This window comes from Glutamicibacter arilaitensis Re117 (assembly GCF_000197735.1).
Lineage (GTDB): Bacteria > Actinomycetota > Actinomycetes > Actinomycetales > Micrococcaceae > Glutamicibacter > Glutamicibacter arilaitensis.
Genome location: NC_014550.1, coordinates 2,644,653 through 2,658,339 on the forward strand (window position 1 = coordinate 2,644,653; position 13,687 = coordinate 2,658,339).

Below are 13,687 nucleotides of genomic sequence, written 5' to 3' on the forward strand. Positions count from 1 at the left end.
CTATTCACCACCTTCACGACGCACGATGCGTGCCTTCATTGGCAGCTTGTGGATTGCAAGTCGCAATGCCTCTTTAGCTACCTTTTCACTGACGCCACCGAGTTCAAACATGACTCGTCCTGGCTTGACGTTGGCGACCCACCACTCCGGCGAACCCTTACCGGAACCCATACGGGTTTCGGCAGGCTTCTTGGTAAGCGGACGGTCTGGGTAGATGTTGATCCAGACCTTACCGCCACGCTTGATGTAACGGGTCATGGCGATACGAGCGGCTTCGATCTGACGGTTAGTCACGTAAGCCGGGGTCAACGCCTGAATGCCGTACTCACCGAACGAAACGGTGGTACCGCCCTTAGCAGCACCCGAACGCTTTGGGTGGTGCTGCTTGCGGAACTTCACACGACGTGGGATAAGCATTTAAGCCTGTCCTCCTTCCGCAGCCGGAGCTGCAGCGCCCTTGCGATCGTTACGACGACGGCGTTCGCCGCCACGTGGACGGTCGTTGCCGCCACCGCGGCCGCCACGAGCTGGAGCAGCAGCCTGCTGTGCAGCCAGTTCCTTGGCGGTTACGTCACCCTTGTAGATCCAGACCTTCACGCCGATACGGCCGAAGGTGGTCTTGGCTTCGAACTTGCCGAAGTCGATGTTCGCGCGCAGGGTGTGCAGTGGCACACGGCCTTCGCGGTAGAACTCCTTGCGGGACATTTCTGCGCCGCCAAGTCGACCGGAGCACTGAACGCGGATGCCCTTGGCACCAGCGCGCATTGCCGACTGCATTGCCTTCTTCATCGCACGGCGGAAAGCCACGCGGGAAGCAAGCTGCTCGGCGATGCCCTGGGCGACCAGCATGGCCTCCATGTCAGGGTTCTTGACCTCGAGGATGTTCAGCTGAACCTGCTTCTTGGTGAGCTTTTCCAGCTCGCCACGAATACGGTCAGCTTCTGCGCCGCGACGACCGATTACGATACCTGGACGTGCAGTGTGGATATCCACACGTACGCGGTCACGGGTACGTTCGATCTCTACGCGAGCGATGCCAGCGCGATCCATGCCGTTAGACAGCAGGGCGCGGATCTGGACATCTTCCTTCACGTAGTCAGCGTAACGCTGGCCTGGCTTGCTGGAATCAGCGAACCAGTGGGATACGTGATCGGTGGTGATGCCGAGACGGAAACCGTTCGGGTTAATCTTCTGTCCCATTTAGTTCTCCCCACCCTTCTGCGTGGTTGAAACAACCACAGTCACGTGGCTGGTGCGCTTCTTGATCTGGAATGCGCGACCCTGTGCACGCGGCTGGAACCGCTTCATGGTCGGACCTTCGTCAACAAACGCTTCGCTGATAAACAGCTCGTCCTCATTGAATGCTTCACCTGCGCGGTCCGCGGCGGCACGGGCGTTAGCCACTGCCGATGCGACAACCTTGTATACCGGCTCCGAAGCTGCCTGTGGGGCAAACTTCAAGATGGCCAGTGCTTCGTTGGTCTGCAGACCACGAACAAGGTTGACGACGCGCCGGGCCTTCATAGGCGTTACGCGGATGTGACGCGCAATTGCCTTGGCTTCCATTGCTATCCTTCTCTCGTCTATCGAAGAAGTGCTAAGCGATACTAGTACCCTTGCGGGGCCTAGCGGCGCTTGCCCTTCTTGTCGTCCTTCACGTGGCCACGGAACGTACGGGTTGGAGCAAACTCTCCGAGCTTGTGACCAACCATGGATTCGGTTACGAACACAGGGATGTGCTTGCGACCGTCATGTACGGCGATGGTGTGTCCCAGCATGTCCGGGATGATCATCGAACGGCGGGACCACGTCTTGATGACGTTCTTGGTGCCCTTATCGTTTTCAGCAACGACCTTTAGGAACAGGTGCTGATCGACGAAGGGGCCTTTCTTCAGGCTGCGTGGCATGTTTCCAGGCTCCTATCGCTTGTTCTTGCCGGTCTTGCGACGACGCACAATGAGCTTGTCGCTTTCCTTATTTGGACGACGGGTGCGTCCCTCACGCTTACCGTTCGGGTTGACCGGGTGACGACCACCGGAGGTCTTGCCCTCACCGCCACCATGTGGGTGGTCAACTGGGTTCATGACAACGCCACGAACGGTTGGGCGTACGCCCTTCCAGCGCATACGGCCGGCCTTGCCCCAGTTGATGTTGATCTGCTCAGCGTTGCCAACTTCGCCGATGGTTGCGCGGCAGCGCACATCAACGTTGCGGATTTCGCCCGAAGGCAAACGCAGCTGAGCGAAGCGGCCCTCACGGGCTACCAGCTGGATCGAAGCACCTGCGGAACGAGCCATCTTAGCGCCGCCGCCTGGGCGGAGCTCCACAGCGTGAATCACGGAACCAACCGGGATGTTACGCAGTGGCAGGTTGTTACCTGGCTTGATGTCAGCGTTTGCGCCGGCCTCAACCTGGTCACCCTGCTTGAGGTTGTTCGGTGCGATGATGTAGCGCTTGGTGCCGTCCACGTAGTGGAGCAGAGCGATACGAGCGGTACGGTTCGGGTCGTACTCAATGTGAGCGACCTTTGCCGGAACGCCGTCCTTATCGTGACGACGGAAGTCGATAACACGGTAAGCGCGCTTGTGTCCGCCACCCTTGTGACGGGTGGTGATCTTACCGGTGTTGTTACGGCCGCCTGACTTGGTCAGGGGACGAACCAACGACTTTTCCGGAGTCGATCGGGTGATTTCTGCGAAGTCGGCTACCGACGAGCCGCGAAGGCCCGGGGTAGTCGGCTTGTACTTACGAATTCCCATTATTAATATTCCTCGTTAAAGTGGTCTCCGCTTAGGAAAGCGGACCGCCGAAGATGTCAATCGAGCCGTCCTTCAAGGTGATGATGGCGCGCTTGGTGCTCTTGCGCGATCCCCACCCGAAGCGGGTGCGCTTGCGCTTACCAGCTCGGTTGATGGTGTTTACGGAGTCAACCTTGACGTTGAAGATAGCTTCAACGGCGTACTTGATTTCCGACTTATTGGAGCTTGGTGCCACCTCGAAGGTGTACTGACCTTGGTCGATCAGACCGTAGCTCTTTTCCGAAACGACAGGTGCGATGACCACGTCGTGTGGAGCCTTTGAGAACGCGCTCACTTGGCTTCCTCCTTCTGGACCAGGGCATCGAAGGCAGCCTTGGTGAAGACTACGTCATCCGAAACCAGAACATCGTAGGTGTTCAGCTGGTCGACGTACAGAACGTGCACATTGACGAGGTTGCGAACCGAAAGGGCTGCAACATCGTTGGCGCGATCGATGACGACAAGCAGGTTCTTGCGTTCGGTAACCGAGCGCAAGGTAGCCAGAGCATCCTTGGTCGAAGGCTTGTCGCCAGCAACCAAGTTCTCAATCACGTGAACGCGATCGAAGCGTGCGCGATCAGACAGGGCGCCGCGCAGTGCAGCAGCCTTCATCTTCTTCGGGGTACGCTGCGAGTAATCACGTGGGGTTGGACCGTGGACAATGCCACCGCCGGTCATGTGTGGAGCACGGATCGAACCCTGACGGGCGCGGCCGGTACCCTTCTGCTTGAACGGCTTGCGACCTGCACCGGAAACTTCCGAGCGGTCCTTGGTCTTGTGGGTACCCTGGCGGGCAGCAGCAAGCTGTGCAACGACAACCTGGTGCAGCAGCGGGACGTTGGTCTGTACGTCGAAGATCTCTGCAGGCAGTTCGACGTTAAGTGCCTTAGTCATTTACTTATGCTCCCTTCACGGCGTTGCGTACGAGAACGACGCGGCCGCGGGCGCCTGGAACGGCACCCTTGATCAGCAGGAGGTTCTTCTCAGCGTCGATAGCGTGAATGGTCAGGTTCTGAGTGGTAACACGCTCAGCACCCATGCGACCAGCCATCTTCTGTCCACGGAAAACGCGACCTGGGGTCGATGCGCCGCCGATGGAACCTGGCTTACGGTGGTTCTTGTGAGCACCGTGCGATGCGCCAACACCGTGGAAGTTGTGACGCTTCATAACGCCGGCGAAGCCCTTACCCTTGGAGGTGCCAACGACGTCGACCTTCTGGCCGGCTTCGAAGACCTCTACGGAAAGTTCCTGGCCTGCGGTGTACTCAGCAGCGTCTGCGGTGCGCAGTTCTACCAAGTGGCGACGTGGGGTGACGCCTGCAGCCTCGAAGTGACCAGCCAGTGGCTTGGTGACCTTGCGAGGATCGATCTGGCCGTAGCCGATCTGAACTGCGGTGTAGCCATCGCGCTCTTCGTTGATGAGCTTGGTGACAACGTTGCTATCAGCCTGCACGACGGTGACAGGAATCAGGTTGTTGTTCGAATCCCAAACCTGGGTCATGCCGAGCTTCGTGCCCAACAGGCCCTTGAAATTACGGGTTGCGGTCATAGTTTTCTCGCCACCTCCCCTTAAAGCTTGATTTCGATGTTGACATCCGCTGGCAGGTCGAGACGCATCAGCGAATCAACAGCCTTCGGGGTCGGATCAACGATGTCGATCAGACGCTTGTGCGTGCGCATTTCGAAGTGCTCACGGCTGTCCTTGTACTTGTGTGGCGAACGGATAACGCAGTACACGTTCTTCTCCGTTGGCAGCGGCACTGGGCCGACTACGGTTGCGCCTGCGCGCGTGACCGTCTCAACGATCTTCCGGGCCGAAACGTCAATGACCTCGTGGTCATACGACTTCAGCCGGATGCGGATTTTCTGTCCCGCCATGGCGTCATGCCTCTTTCTGTTAGCACTATCTAAAATTTCTGTGCCTATATACGGGTCTTTGCAGACCGGCACGCCTTGCTCTGCGACTGAATCCGAATCAGATCCGGGTTCCTCACTCGCAGGAGGCTCCGACCCCCGCGCTCGGGCGTGTCGTGAAATTTTCAGTCACAACACTCCCACAAAGTTTTCACTTTATCGAAGGGCCTTATAGTTTGAAGCAGTTGTATCGATCCCGAACCCCAGGCATTATCCTGCGTGAGAGTCGATCCCGGTCGTTCAAACCAAATCCGGTTACCCCATAAATGGGGACCGGGTTGCACTCAAGCAACTTATCTAGTCTGACAGGTCGGCAACGATCGCGCAAATCTTTTATGCCTATCTGCGCCCGTGATCTTGACCTCACACACTAGCGCGGGCCATCGCCTTCGGGTCCCTGCGCCGGCGGCACGACCGGTGCCTGCGGTTCTCGGATCTGCTCAGGTAGCGAATTCTGCTTGTCCACCTTCACCAGCTTGAACACGGCCGCCGCAATCAAGCCCATGCCGATGATCACCAGCCAGAGGAAAGCCAGATCACGCAGGAACCAGAGGATCGATAGCGTGATAGCTATGGCACCCCACCAGATCAGCAGCCTCTCCCCCAGCTTCAACCCCCACGCCACCAAGGCACCGAAGAAGACCAAGCCAATAATCTGGGCGACAGAATTGGATTCGACTAGTGCGGTGAGCAAGGTGAGGCTGCCTGCCACCGAAGCGGCCAGCAGGTAATACTTTTCCAACCGCGCATCGGCTTTGATATTGCGCCACAGAACCAGCAGCACCGTGACGATGCAGGCATAGGCTGCCATATTGCTGGCTTGCGGGGTGCCCAGAATCTGCGCGTAGCTGGTCAATGCCAGCAACGCGGCCAAGACAATGTACCCGTCAACCGCATAGGCAACCAGGCGCTGGCCCAATTCAAAGTAGCGCACCAGCACGGCCACACCGAAGATCACCACGGCCCCGCCGATAATGAACCAGTTCTGACCGCCCGTTGCGTGCGCAATACCGCCGGCCAGCAGCAATGCCAGAAGCATCGCCAGGAAGTAGATCCGCGAGGCTCCGCCGGGTGCCTCATCATGGCGGTAGCCAAATTCTGGATATTCCGGTTCCGGATCCTTCATCCGCCCATGGAAGATCGACAGCAGATACAAGGCTATGCCCGTGCCCAGCAGCGACCACACGACATCCATGGATTCAAGCCTCCAAGCACCGCCAGCTTGGCGCAGCTCAAACACCGCGCGCATGATCGCCGTACCCAGAGTCAGGCTGGCCGCCGCAGCGTACCAAGCGCTGTGCCGGGTATGCACCATCAAGATCAACGCAACGGTTGCCAGCAGCCAGGCGCCCACTGCCCACCAGGTTCCTTCCTGCCAAATGGCGGCCACAGTAGCCGGCAGGAAGATCGCCGTGCCCACGGCTATCGAATACTTGGGATTCCCACGCAAACGCCATTCGCTGATCACCGCGACCAGGCTCATGACCAGGAAGATGGCGCAAGCCACCTCGGCGCTCCACCACGATGAGCGAATCCATCCGGATTCAGCCCAGAGACTCGTAGCTGGGATGCAAGAGATCAAAACCAGCGAGAGGCTTGGAGCTATCAGGTAGAACTGCCGGCTGATCTTATCCAAGGCGGAATCAGCCTTGAACGCGGCCAGTCCAAGCAGCCCGAAGAACAAGGTGGCCAGCAGCACCGTTCCGCGGTCAAAGCCGATGATCTGCCCATAGGCCAGCGTGGCTAGCGGAATGCCGCCAAGCAGCCCAATGGCTATGAAGCGCAATTCCTTGCGCAAAGCCTTGGCGCTGCGGATGCTGATGGCCAAGCGGACAAGCTGTGGGATTCCCAGCGATACCAGCAGCAGGCTGAACCGTCCGTGGATGTCGAATTCAAGGCTGGTGGCGAACCACCAGACCATGGAGCTGAAGAGTACCTGGGCCGCAGCGGCATTAATGATCTTCCAACGCTGGTCCATGCTCCTGCGCAAGTTGAACAGTACGTAGCCCAGGGAAATCAGTCCGACAACGATGGCCAGCACCCAGAAATCTTCGCCGAAGCTCAACGCGTACAGTGCGCCGATCAGGCCCAGTGCCGAGGCATCAACGACATTTTGCAGCGGCGCGTTTTGATCCGGTAGTCCGGTGAGCCGCCAGCCAGAAGCAATAACCACGCCGAGGCTGAGCAGCAGGCAGATCATGAACCAGATCAGCGTGCTCTGTCCCAGGAACAGCACGCGTTCATAGTTGGGCAACACCTCGTTTGGGACTGCTGATCGCAGGCGCAGAGTCAGCGACAGCACCACCGCGATCAGTGCCGAAGCACCTACACGCGCCATACGGTGAACTAAATATGTGCCCGGGGCCAGGAAAGACCGCTGGGCCAGGCTGGCCGCCCACCAGATCAGATTTACGAGCAGCGCCGCAATCACAATCGATGGGCCTATCGAACCCGAGTACCACGGCGCGGTCAGTTCGCTCATCGCGGCGCCCAGCACCCCGGCACCAACCAGCCCCAGCACCCAACGGGTATGGCCCAAGACCAATCGATGCACTGATTTCGCGCGGTGGTGAGCCAAGGACAGTCCGAGTAATGCCACAGCGAATGCAGGCAATGGACTCCAGGTATGCTCTTTCCAATTCACCAGCGACAGCAGTGGCAGTACCGCCAAGACTCCTGCTTCCAGCTTGATGCTGCGCAACAGCCCTGGAAGGCTCAGCGCCATGAACAGTGGTAGCACGACATAGCGGAGGATGGATTCTTCATTAGTCGGCGCCAAGGCAAAAGCGGCAGTCATCGCCAGGATGCCCAAGCCCCACAGCACAGCGCGTTCTATCCGCACCACATCTGCCCGCAAACCCAATGCTTGCCGGTATCCGCTGGCATAGAGCAGTACCGCGACCGCTTGGATGCCGAAGGCGAAGGCGATAACCACCCAGGTGGCGGTTCCGGAGAAGTCCAGATAGTGGCACCCGGCGGCGAGCATCAGCATGAAGCTGGCCCGTGCTGCGTAAAAGCGCACTAGCCGCAAGTTGGCCAGCAACCTGACGCTCAGCAGCAGCTGGGCGGTGAGCAGGGCGAAAATCCAGAACATGTCCCGGCTGGTCAACGGCTCGAAGAGGATCAGAGTCAGGGCGAAGACGAAGGCTGGCAGCAGCTGGGCTGTACCGAACAGCGCCTGGAAGAAAATTGACCGGCGCACCCTTGGGCTGCGTACCGCCAGGATCATCAGGATAATCGACAGGACCAGCAGGATCAGCATGTAGTACAGCACGCCGCGCTGCATGGCCGCGGCGCTGGCCATTGCGGTACTGACCAATATCAGCACGGCAACCCAGGCCAAGACGCGGGAATTGAATCTCAATGTTGCATAGCCCACTGCCACGGTACCGATAGCCGAGAAGGCCAGCCAGATAGCCGGTCCGGACAGACCGGCGGTGGTGTAGGTAGCGATAGCGCACAGCGGCAGTAGCGCCAATCCGGTTCCGGCAAAGGCCGCGCCGGCTGGACGCAAGGATGGCTTGAGCGCGTAGGTGAGCAGTCCCCCGCCGTAGAAGGCGGCAGTGAGCAAAAAGAAGGCGATGAGCTTGGAAAGCGGTGGCAGGGCGAAGCTCAGGAACAGTGCTCCCGCGGCGACAATCATCAGGGCTGCTACGTACAACGTGATGTTGATATTGCGCAGTTCGCGTTCGCGCTTTGTCAGCACCTTAATTGGCTTGGCTGGCGCCGCCAGGGCTACAGGGGAGGCGATCGGCTGAGCCAAGGGGGCGGAGCTGGGAGCGGATGGCTGCAGATATGGCTGGGCCGGCGCCGGTTGTTGAGCAGGCTGGTGCGGCACCGCCGATCCATAGCTGGGGGCCGGTGCGCTCGGTCCACTGGGTGCAGCCGCATGCCAGTTAGCTTCGGGAGTTGCCGGCTCGGGGGTGGTGGGTTCGGAAGGTGCCCGGGCGGGTGGGCGCCCGGTTACGGCGGCATTCTTGCCCAGGTAGTTCAGCGCATCGTCGTAGCCCTTTTGCCATGCTTGCTGCAGGGCATCGAGGTGCCGCTCATTGCGGGATTCGGCGCGTTTGCCTTGGCGTCGTCCAAAGGAGAACGCCAGCAGAATCAAGATGATGGTGATGATGACCCAGCCGGTCATGACGTTCACTCCCCCGGTTATTGAATTGGTGCGCCCTCCAATTAGACCACCTTATTGATATATTCACTAGCTGACGCACCTTTTTAACGAAAGAATCCCCCAGCACCGAAGTGCTGGGGGATTCTTTTCAGTTCACTAAGGAACTACCACATCAAGTAGAGACTACTTGGTGATGGTGGTTACCTTGCCCGAACCAACGGTGCGGCCGCCTTCGCGAATTGCGAAGCCGAGGCCCTCTTCCATGGCGATTGGCTGGATCAGCTCAACCGACATTTCGGTGTTGTCGCCAGGCATAACCATTTCGGTGCCCTCTGGGAGGGTGATAACGCCGGTTACGTCGGTGGTGCGGAAGTAGAACTGCGGACGGTAGTTCGAGTAGAACGGGTTGTGACGTCCGCCTTCGTCCTTCGACAGGATGTAGACGTTAGCTTCGAAGTTGGTGTGTGGGGTGATCGAGCCTGGGGCTACGACAACCTGGCCACGCTCAACGTCGTCGCGCTTCAGACCGCGAAGCAGCAGACCACAGTTCTCGCCTGCCCATGCTTCGTCGAGCTGCTTGTGGAACATCTCGATACCGGTAACGGTAGTCTTCTGGATTGGGCGGATGCCAACAATCTCAACTTCCGAGTTGATAGCCAGGGTGCCACGCTCGGCGCGACCGGTAACAACGGTACCGCGGCCGGTGATGGTGAAGACATCTTCAATTGGCATCAGGAATGGCTTGTCGCGGTCGCGAACTGGATCTGGAATGAAGCTGTCAGCTGCATCCATCAGTTCCTCAACAGCTGCAACCCACTTTGGATCGCCTTCCAGAGCCTTCAGGCCCGAAACGCGGATCACTGGAGCGTCGTCGCCGTCGAAGCCCTGCGAGGACAGAAGTTCGCGAACTTCCATCTCCACGAGCTCGAGGAGCTCTTCGTCATCAACCATGTCCGACTTGTTCAGTGCAACCATCAGGGTTGGAACACCAACCTGGCGGGCCAGCAGAACGTGCTCGCGGGTCTGAGCCATTGGGCCATCGGTAGCGGCAACAACCAAGATTGCGCCGTCCATCTGTGCAGCACCGGTGATCATGTTCTTGACATAGTCAGCGTGACCTGGAGCGTCTACGTGTGCGTAGTGGCGCTTCTCGGTCTGGTACTCGATGTGCGAGATGTTGATGGTAATACCGCGCTGGCGCTCTTCCGGTGCCGAGTCGATGTTAGCGAAGTCGCGCTGTTCGTTCAGGTCTGGGTACTTGTCAGCCAGAACCTTGGAGATTGCCGCGGTCAGAGTGGTCTTACCGTGGTCAACGTGACCGATGGTACCAATGTTGACGTGCGGCTTGTTGCGCTCGAACTTTGCCTTTGCCACAAGTTCCTCCTAGAAACATTTACAGAAGACATTCTTCGTCTGCGCGGTTCGCAAACGAACTAGAAATAGTCTACTGGGGGCTTGGATAATTTAGGAAATTCCGGTCCTCTGCGGGCCCTGCATTGTGATGCAAATCCCTCGTTGGCCGTTTGCGGTGCCGGCTGGACTTCTCAGCCCAACCGGCCCGCGATCGGCCACTTCCCCGCTATGGGGGTCACGGCCAGGTTTTTATTCCGAGACGATTACTCGCCGCGGGACTTCTGGATGATCTCGTCGGCAACTGCCTTCGGGACCTCAGAGTAGCTGTCGAAGGTCATCGAGTAAACTGCGCGACCCTGGGTCTTCGAACGCAGGTCACCAATGTAACCGAACATTTCCGACAGTGGCACACCAGCGCGGATGACCTTGACGCCAGCAGCGTCGGACATCTCGCTGATCGAACCACGACGGGAGTTCAGGTCGCCGATAACGTCGCCCATGTACTCTTCCGGGGTACGAACTTCAACAGCCATCAGCGGTTCAAGCAAAACAGGGTTAGCGCGGCGTGCGCCTTCCTTGAATACCTGCGAACCAGCGATCTTGAAGGCCATTTCAGAGGAGTCAACATCGTGGTAAGCACCATCGATGAGGGTAGCCTTGACACCGACCAGTGGGTAGCCTGCGAGGATACCGTACTGCATCGCGTCCTGGATACCAGCGTCAACCGAAGGGATGTACTCACGAGGAACACGACCACCGGTCACGGCGTTCTTGAACTCGTAGGTTACGCCGTCAACAACTTCCAGAGGCTCGAACGAGACCTGGACCTTTGCGAACTGACCCGAACCACCGGTCTGCTTCTTGTGGGTGAAGTCAACCTTCTCCACAGCCTTCTTGATGGTTTCGCGGTATGCAACCTGTGGCTTACCAACGTTTGCTTCCACGCGGAATTCACGCTTCATGCGGTCAACCAGGATGTCCAGGTGAAGCTCGCCCATACCGCCAATGACGGTCTGGCCGGTGTCTTCGTTCAGGGACACGGTGAAGGTTGGATCTTCTGCCGACAGCTTCTGGATAGCGGTCGACAGCTTTTCCTGGTCACCCTTGGTCTTTGGTTCGATGGCCACAGAGATCACTGGATCCGGGAAGCTCATCGACTCGAGAACGATTGGGTGGGCTGGATCGCACAGGGTGTCACCGGTGGTGGTGGCCTTCAGGCCGATCACAGCGTAGATGTGACCTGCGTGGATCTCGTCTACCGGATTCTCCTTGTTGGAGTGCATCTGGAAGAGCTTGCCTACGCGTTCCTTCTTGCTCTTGGTGGAGTTCAGCAGCTGTGCGCCGGACTCTGCCTTGCCGGAGTAAACGCGGATGAAGTTCAACTGACCGAAGAACGGGTGAGCGGCGATCTTGAACGCAAGTGCCGAGAACGGTGCGTCTTCCGAAGGCTCGCGGGTCAGCTCAACTTCTTCATCCTTCGGATCGTGACCGATGGTGGCGCCAACGTCCAGTGGGTTTGGCAGGTAGTCGATGACTGCATCCAGCATTGGCTGAACGCCGCGGTTCTTGAAGGCCGAACCACAGAACACTGGGTAGGCTTCCGAGTTCACGGTCAGCTTGCGGATGCCAGCCTTGAGTTCCTCAACGGAGATTTCTTCACCTTCGAGGTACTTCTCCATGAGCTCTTCGGATGCCTCAGCGACATCTTCAACCAGCTTGGCGCGGTACTCTTCAGCACGCTCAACCAAGTCGGCAGGGATTTCGCGGGTTTCGTAAGCAGCACCCATGGTGACGTCACCCTTGGAGTCGCCTTCCCAGACGAATGCCTTCATGGACAGCAGGTCAACGACACCGGTGAACTCGGACTCGGAGCCGATTGGCAGCTGCATAACCAGCGGCTTGGCACCAAGGCGCTGGATGATGGTATCTACGGTGAAGTAGAAGTCAGCGCCTAGCTTGTCCATCTTGTTGACGAAGCAGATACGAGGAACGTCGTACTTGTCAGCCTGGCGCCAAACGGTCTCAGACTGAGGCTCAACGCCTTCCTTGCCATCGAAGACGGCTACGGCGCCATCGAGCACGCGCAGCGAGCGCTCCACCTCAACGGTGAAGTCAACGTGGCCCGGGGTGTCGATGATGTTGATCTGGTTCTTGTTCCAGAAGCAGGTAACAGCAGCGGAGGTAATGGTGATACCGCGCTCTTTTTCCTGTTCCATCCAGTCGGTGGTCGAAGCACCGTCGTGGGTTTCACCGAGCTTGTGGTTTACACCCGTGTAGAAAAGGATGCGCTCAGTAGTAGTGGTCTTACCGGCATCGATGTGAGCCATGATGCCGATATTGCGGACCTTGTTAAGGTCAGTAAGCACGTCCTGTGCCACGTTGTCTCCCTATAAGGTGAGGCCGGAATTGCTGGGCATCGGTTGATGCCCAGCTTTTCCGAGCGGTTCTTACCAGCGGTAGTGTGCGAAGGCCTTGTTGGACTCGGCCATCTTGTGAGTGTCTTCGCGACGCTTCACAGCGGCACCCAGACCGTTCGATGCGTCCAGGATCTCGTTCATCAAACGTTCGATCATGGTCTTCTCGCGGCGAGCCTTCGAGTAGCCAACCAGCCAGCGCAGAGCCAGTGCGGTTGCACGGCCTGGCTTGACCTCAACAGGAACCTGGTAGGTAGCGCCACCAACGCGGCGGGAACGAACCTCGAGGGCTGGACGGATGTTGTCCATAGCCTTCTTGAGGGTCGAAACAGCGTCGGCACCGGACTTTGCTGCGGCACCTTCGAGTGCACCGTAAACAATGCGCTCTGCAGTGGACTTCTTGCCGTCTACGAGTACCTTGTTGATCAGCTGGGTGACCAATGGGGAATCGAAGACTGGATCAGAAACTAGTGGGCGCTTTGGCGCCGGACCCTTACGAGGCATTACTTACCATCCTTCTTTGCACCGTAGCGGGAACGAGCCTGCTTACGATCCTTAACACCCTGGGTATCCAGAGCACCGCGAACAATCTTGTAGCGAACACCTGGAAGGTCCTTTACACGACCACCGCGAACGAGCACGATGGAGTGTTCCTGCAGGTTGTGTCCGACACCTGGAATGTAAGCGGTAACTTCGACGCCACCGGCAAGGCGCACACGTGCGACCTTACGCAGAGCCGAGTTTGGCTTCTTCGGGGTGGTGGTGTACACACGGGTGCACACGCCACGGCGCATTGGGTTGCCCTTAAGGGCAGGGGCCTTGGTCTTGACGACCTTAGGCGAGCGGCCCTTACGGACCAGCTGCTGAATAGTAGGCACTTTCGTGTCCTTCCATTGTCTAAGTTCTTCGGCAACACGACGAAAACGCCTAAGCCTAGAAGAGTTTTAGCGCTTCGCTGTGTAGCTAGCTGCTTGCTTTACCGCCCACTTGGAAGCAAATGTCCCTAGGCGTGCGAAAGTGTGGCATTCGTTGCGCAACCTACCCGCAACCCGGACCGAGTCCATTTTGCCACACATAAAACAATTGATTTC

Annotated in this window: 14 protein-coding genes; all 14 read right to left on the reverse strand. The window is 58.3% G+C overall.

The window, feature by feature from the left end; translation table 11 throughout:
• The 14 genes from rplP to rpsL all read right to left on the reverse strand — a co-directional run bounded on the left by rplP (position 1) and on the right by rpsL (position 13,474).
• Positions 1–417, reverse strand: coding sequence for a 50S ribosomal protein L16 (gene rplP, locus AARI_RS12695; RefSeq protein ID WP_013349681.1), 417 nt, complete (start codon positions 415–417; stop codon positions 1–3).
• Positions 418–1,200, reverse strand: coding sequence for a 30S ribosomal protein S3 (rpsC, locus tag AARI_RS12700; protein WP_013349682.1), 783 nt, complete (start codon positions 1,198–1,200; stop codon positions 418–420).
• A complete protein-coding gene (gene rplV, locus AARI_RS12705; RefSeq protein ID WP_013349683.1) occupies positions 1,201–1,566 on the reverse strand; it encodes a 50S ribosomal protein L22 in 366 nt (121 codons plus the stop codon).
• A gap of 59 nt (positions 1,567–1,625) precedes the next feature.
• Entirely contained in the window at positions 1,626–1,907 is a 282-nt protein-coding gene (rpsS, locus tag AARI_RS12710; protein ID WP_013349684.1) for a 30S ribosomal protein S19, read from the reverse strand.
• A gap of 12 nt (positions 1,908–1,919) precedes the next feature.
• Entirely contained in the window at positions 1,920–2,759 is an 840-nt protein-coding gene (gene rplB, locus AARI_RS12715) for a 50S ribosomal protein L2 (protein ID WP_013349685.1), read from the reverse strand.
• Positions 2,760–2,790: 31 nt separating this feature from the next.
• Complete coding sequence (gene rplW / locus AARI_RS12720) at positions 2,791–3,093, reverse strand: 50S ribosomal protein L23 (protein WP_013349686.1); 303 nt, start codon at positions 3,091–3,093, stop codon at positions 2,791–2,793.
• The gene (gene rplD, locus AARI_RS12725) at positions 3,090–3,692 is read right to left on the reverse strand and encodes a 50S ribosomal protein L4 (protein ID WP_013349687.1); all 603 of its coding nucleotides are present in this window, start codon (positions 3,690–3,692) and stop codon (positions 3,090–3,092) included. The genes rplW and rplD overlap by 4 nt, the downstream gene beginning before the upstream one ends.
• Before the next feature lie 4 nt (positions 3,693–3,696).
• A complete protein-coding gene (rplC, locus tag AARI_RS12730) occupies positions 3,697–4,347 on the reverse strand; it encodes a 50S ribosomal protein L3 (protein WP_013349688.1) in 651 nt (216 codons plus the stop codon).
• 20 nt (positions 4,348–4,367) lie between these two features.
• Complete coding sequence (gene rpsJ, locus AARI_RS12735) at positions 4,368–4,676, reverse strand: 30S ribosomal protein S10 (RefSeq protein WP_013349689.1); 309 nt, start codon at positions 4,674–4,676, stop codon at positions 4,368–4,370.
• A 406-nt stretch (positions 4,677–5,082) separates the two neighbouring features.
• On the reverse strand, positions 5,083–8,859 hold the full coding sequence (locus AARI_RS12740) for a hypothetical protein (protein ID WP_157867149.1): 3,777 nt from the start codon (positions 8,857–8,859) through the stop codon (positions 5,083–5,085).
• 153 nt (positions 8,860–9,012) lie between these two features.
• On the reverse strand, positions 9,013–10,203 hold the full coding sequence (tuf, locus tag AARI_RS12745; RefSeq protein ID WP_013349691.1) for an elongation factor Tu: 1,191 nt from the start codon (positions 10,201–10,203) through the stop codon (positions 9,013–9,015).
• 242 nt (positions 10,204–10,445) lie between these two features.
• On the reverse strand, positions 10,446–12,560 hold the full coding sequence (gene fusA, locus AARI_RS12750) for an elongation factor G (protein ID WP_013349692.1): 2,115 nt from the start codon (positions 12,558–12,560) through the stop codon (positions 10,446–10,448).
• Between the two features lie 69 nt (positions 12,561–12,629).
• Positions 12,630–13,100 (reverse strand): 30S ribosomal protein S7, encoded by a 471-nt coding sequence (gene rpsG / locus AARI_RS12755; protein WP_013349693.1) that lies wholly within the window; start codon positions 13,098–13,100, stop codon positions 12,630–12,632.
• Positions 13,100–13,474: a 30S ribosomal protein S12 gene (rpsL, locus tag AARI_RS12760; protein ID WP_013349694.1), complete on the reverse strand. Its 375-nt coding sequence runs from the start codon at positions 13,472–13,474 to the stop codon at positions 13,100–13,102. Before rpsL ends, rpsG begins: the two co-directional genes overlap by 1 nt.
• Positions 13,475–13,687: the final 213 nt, after the last annotated feature.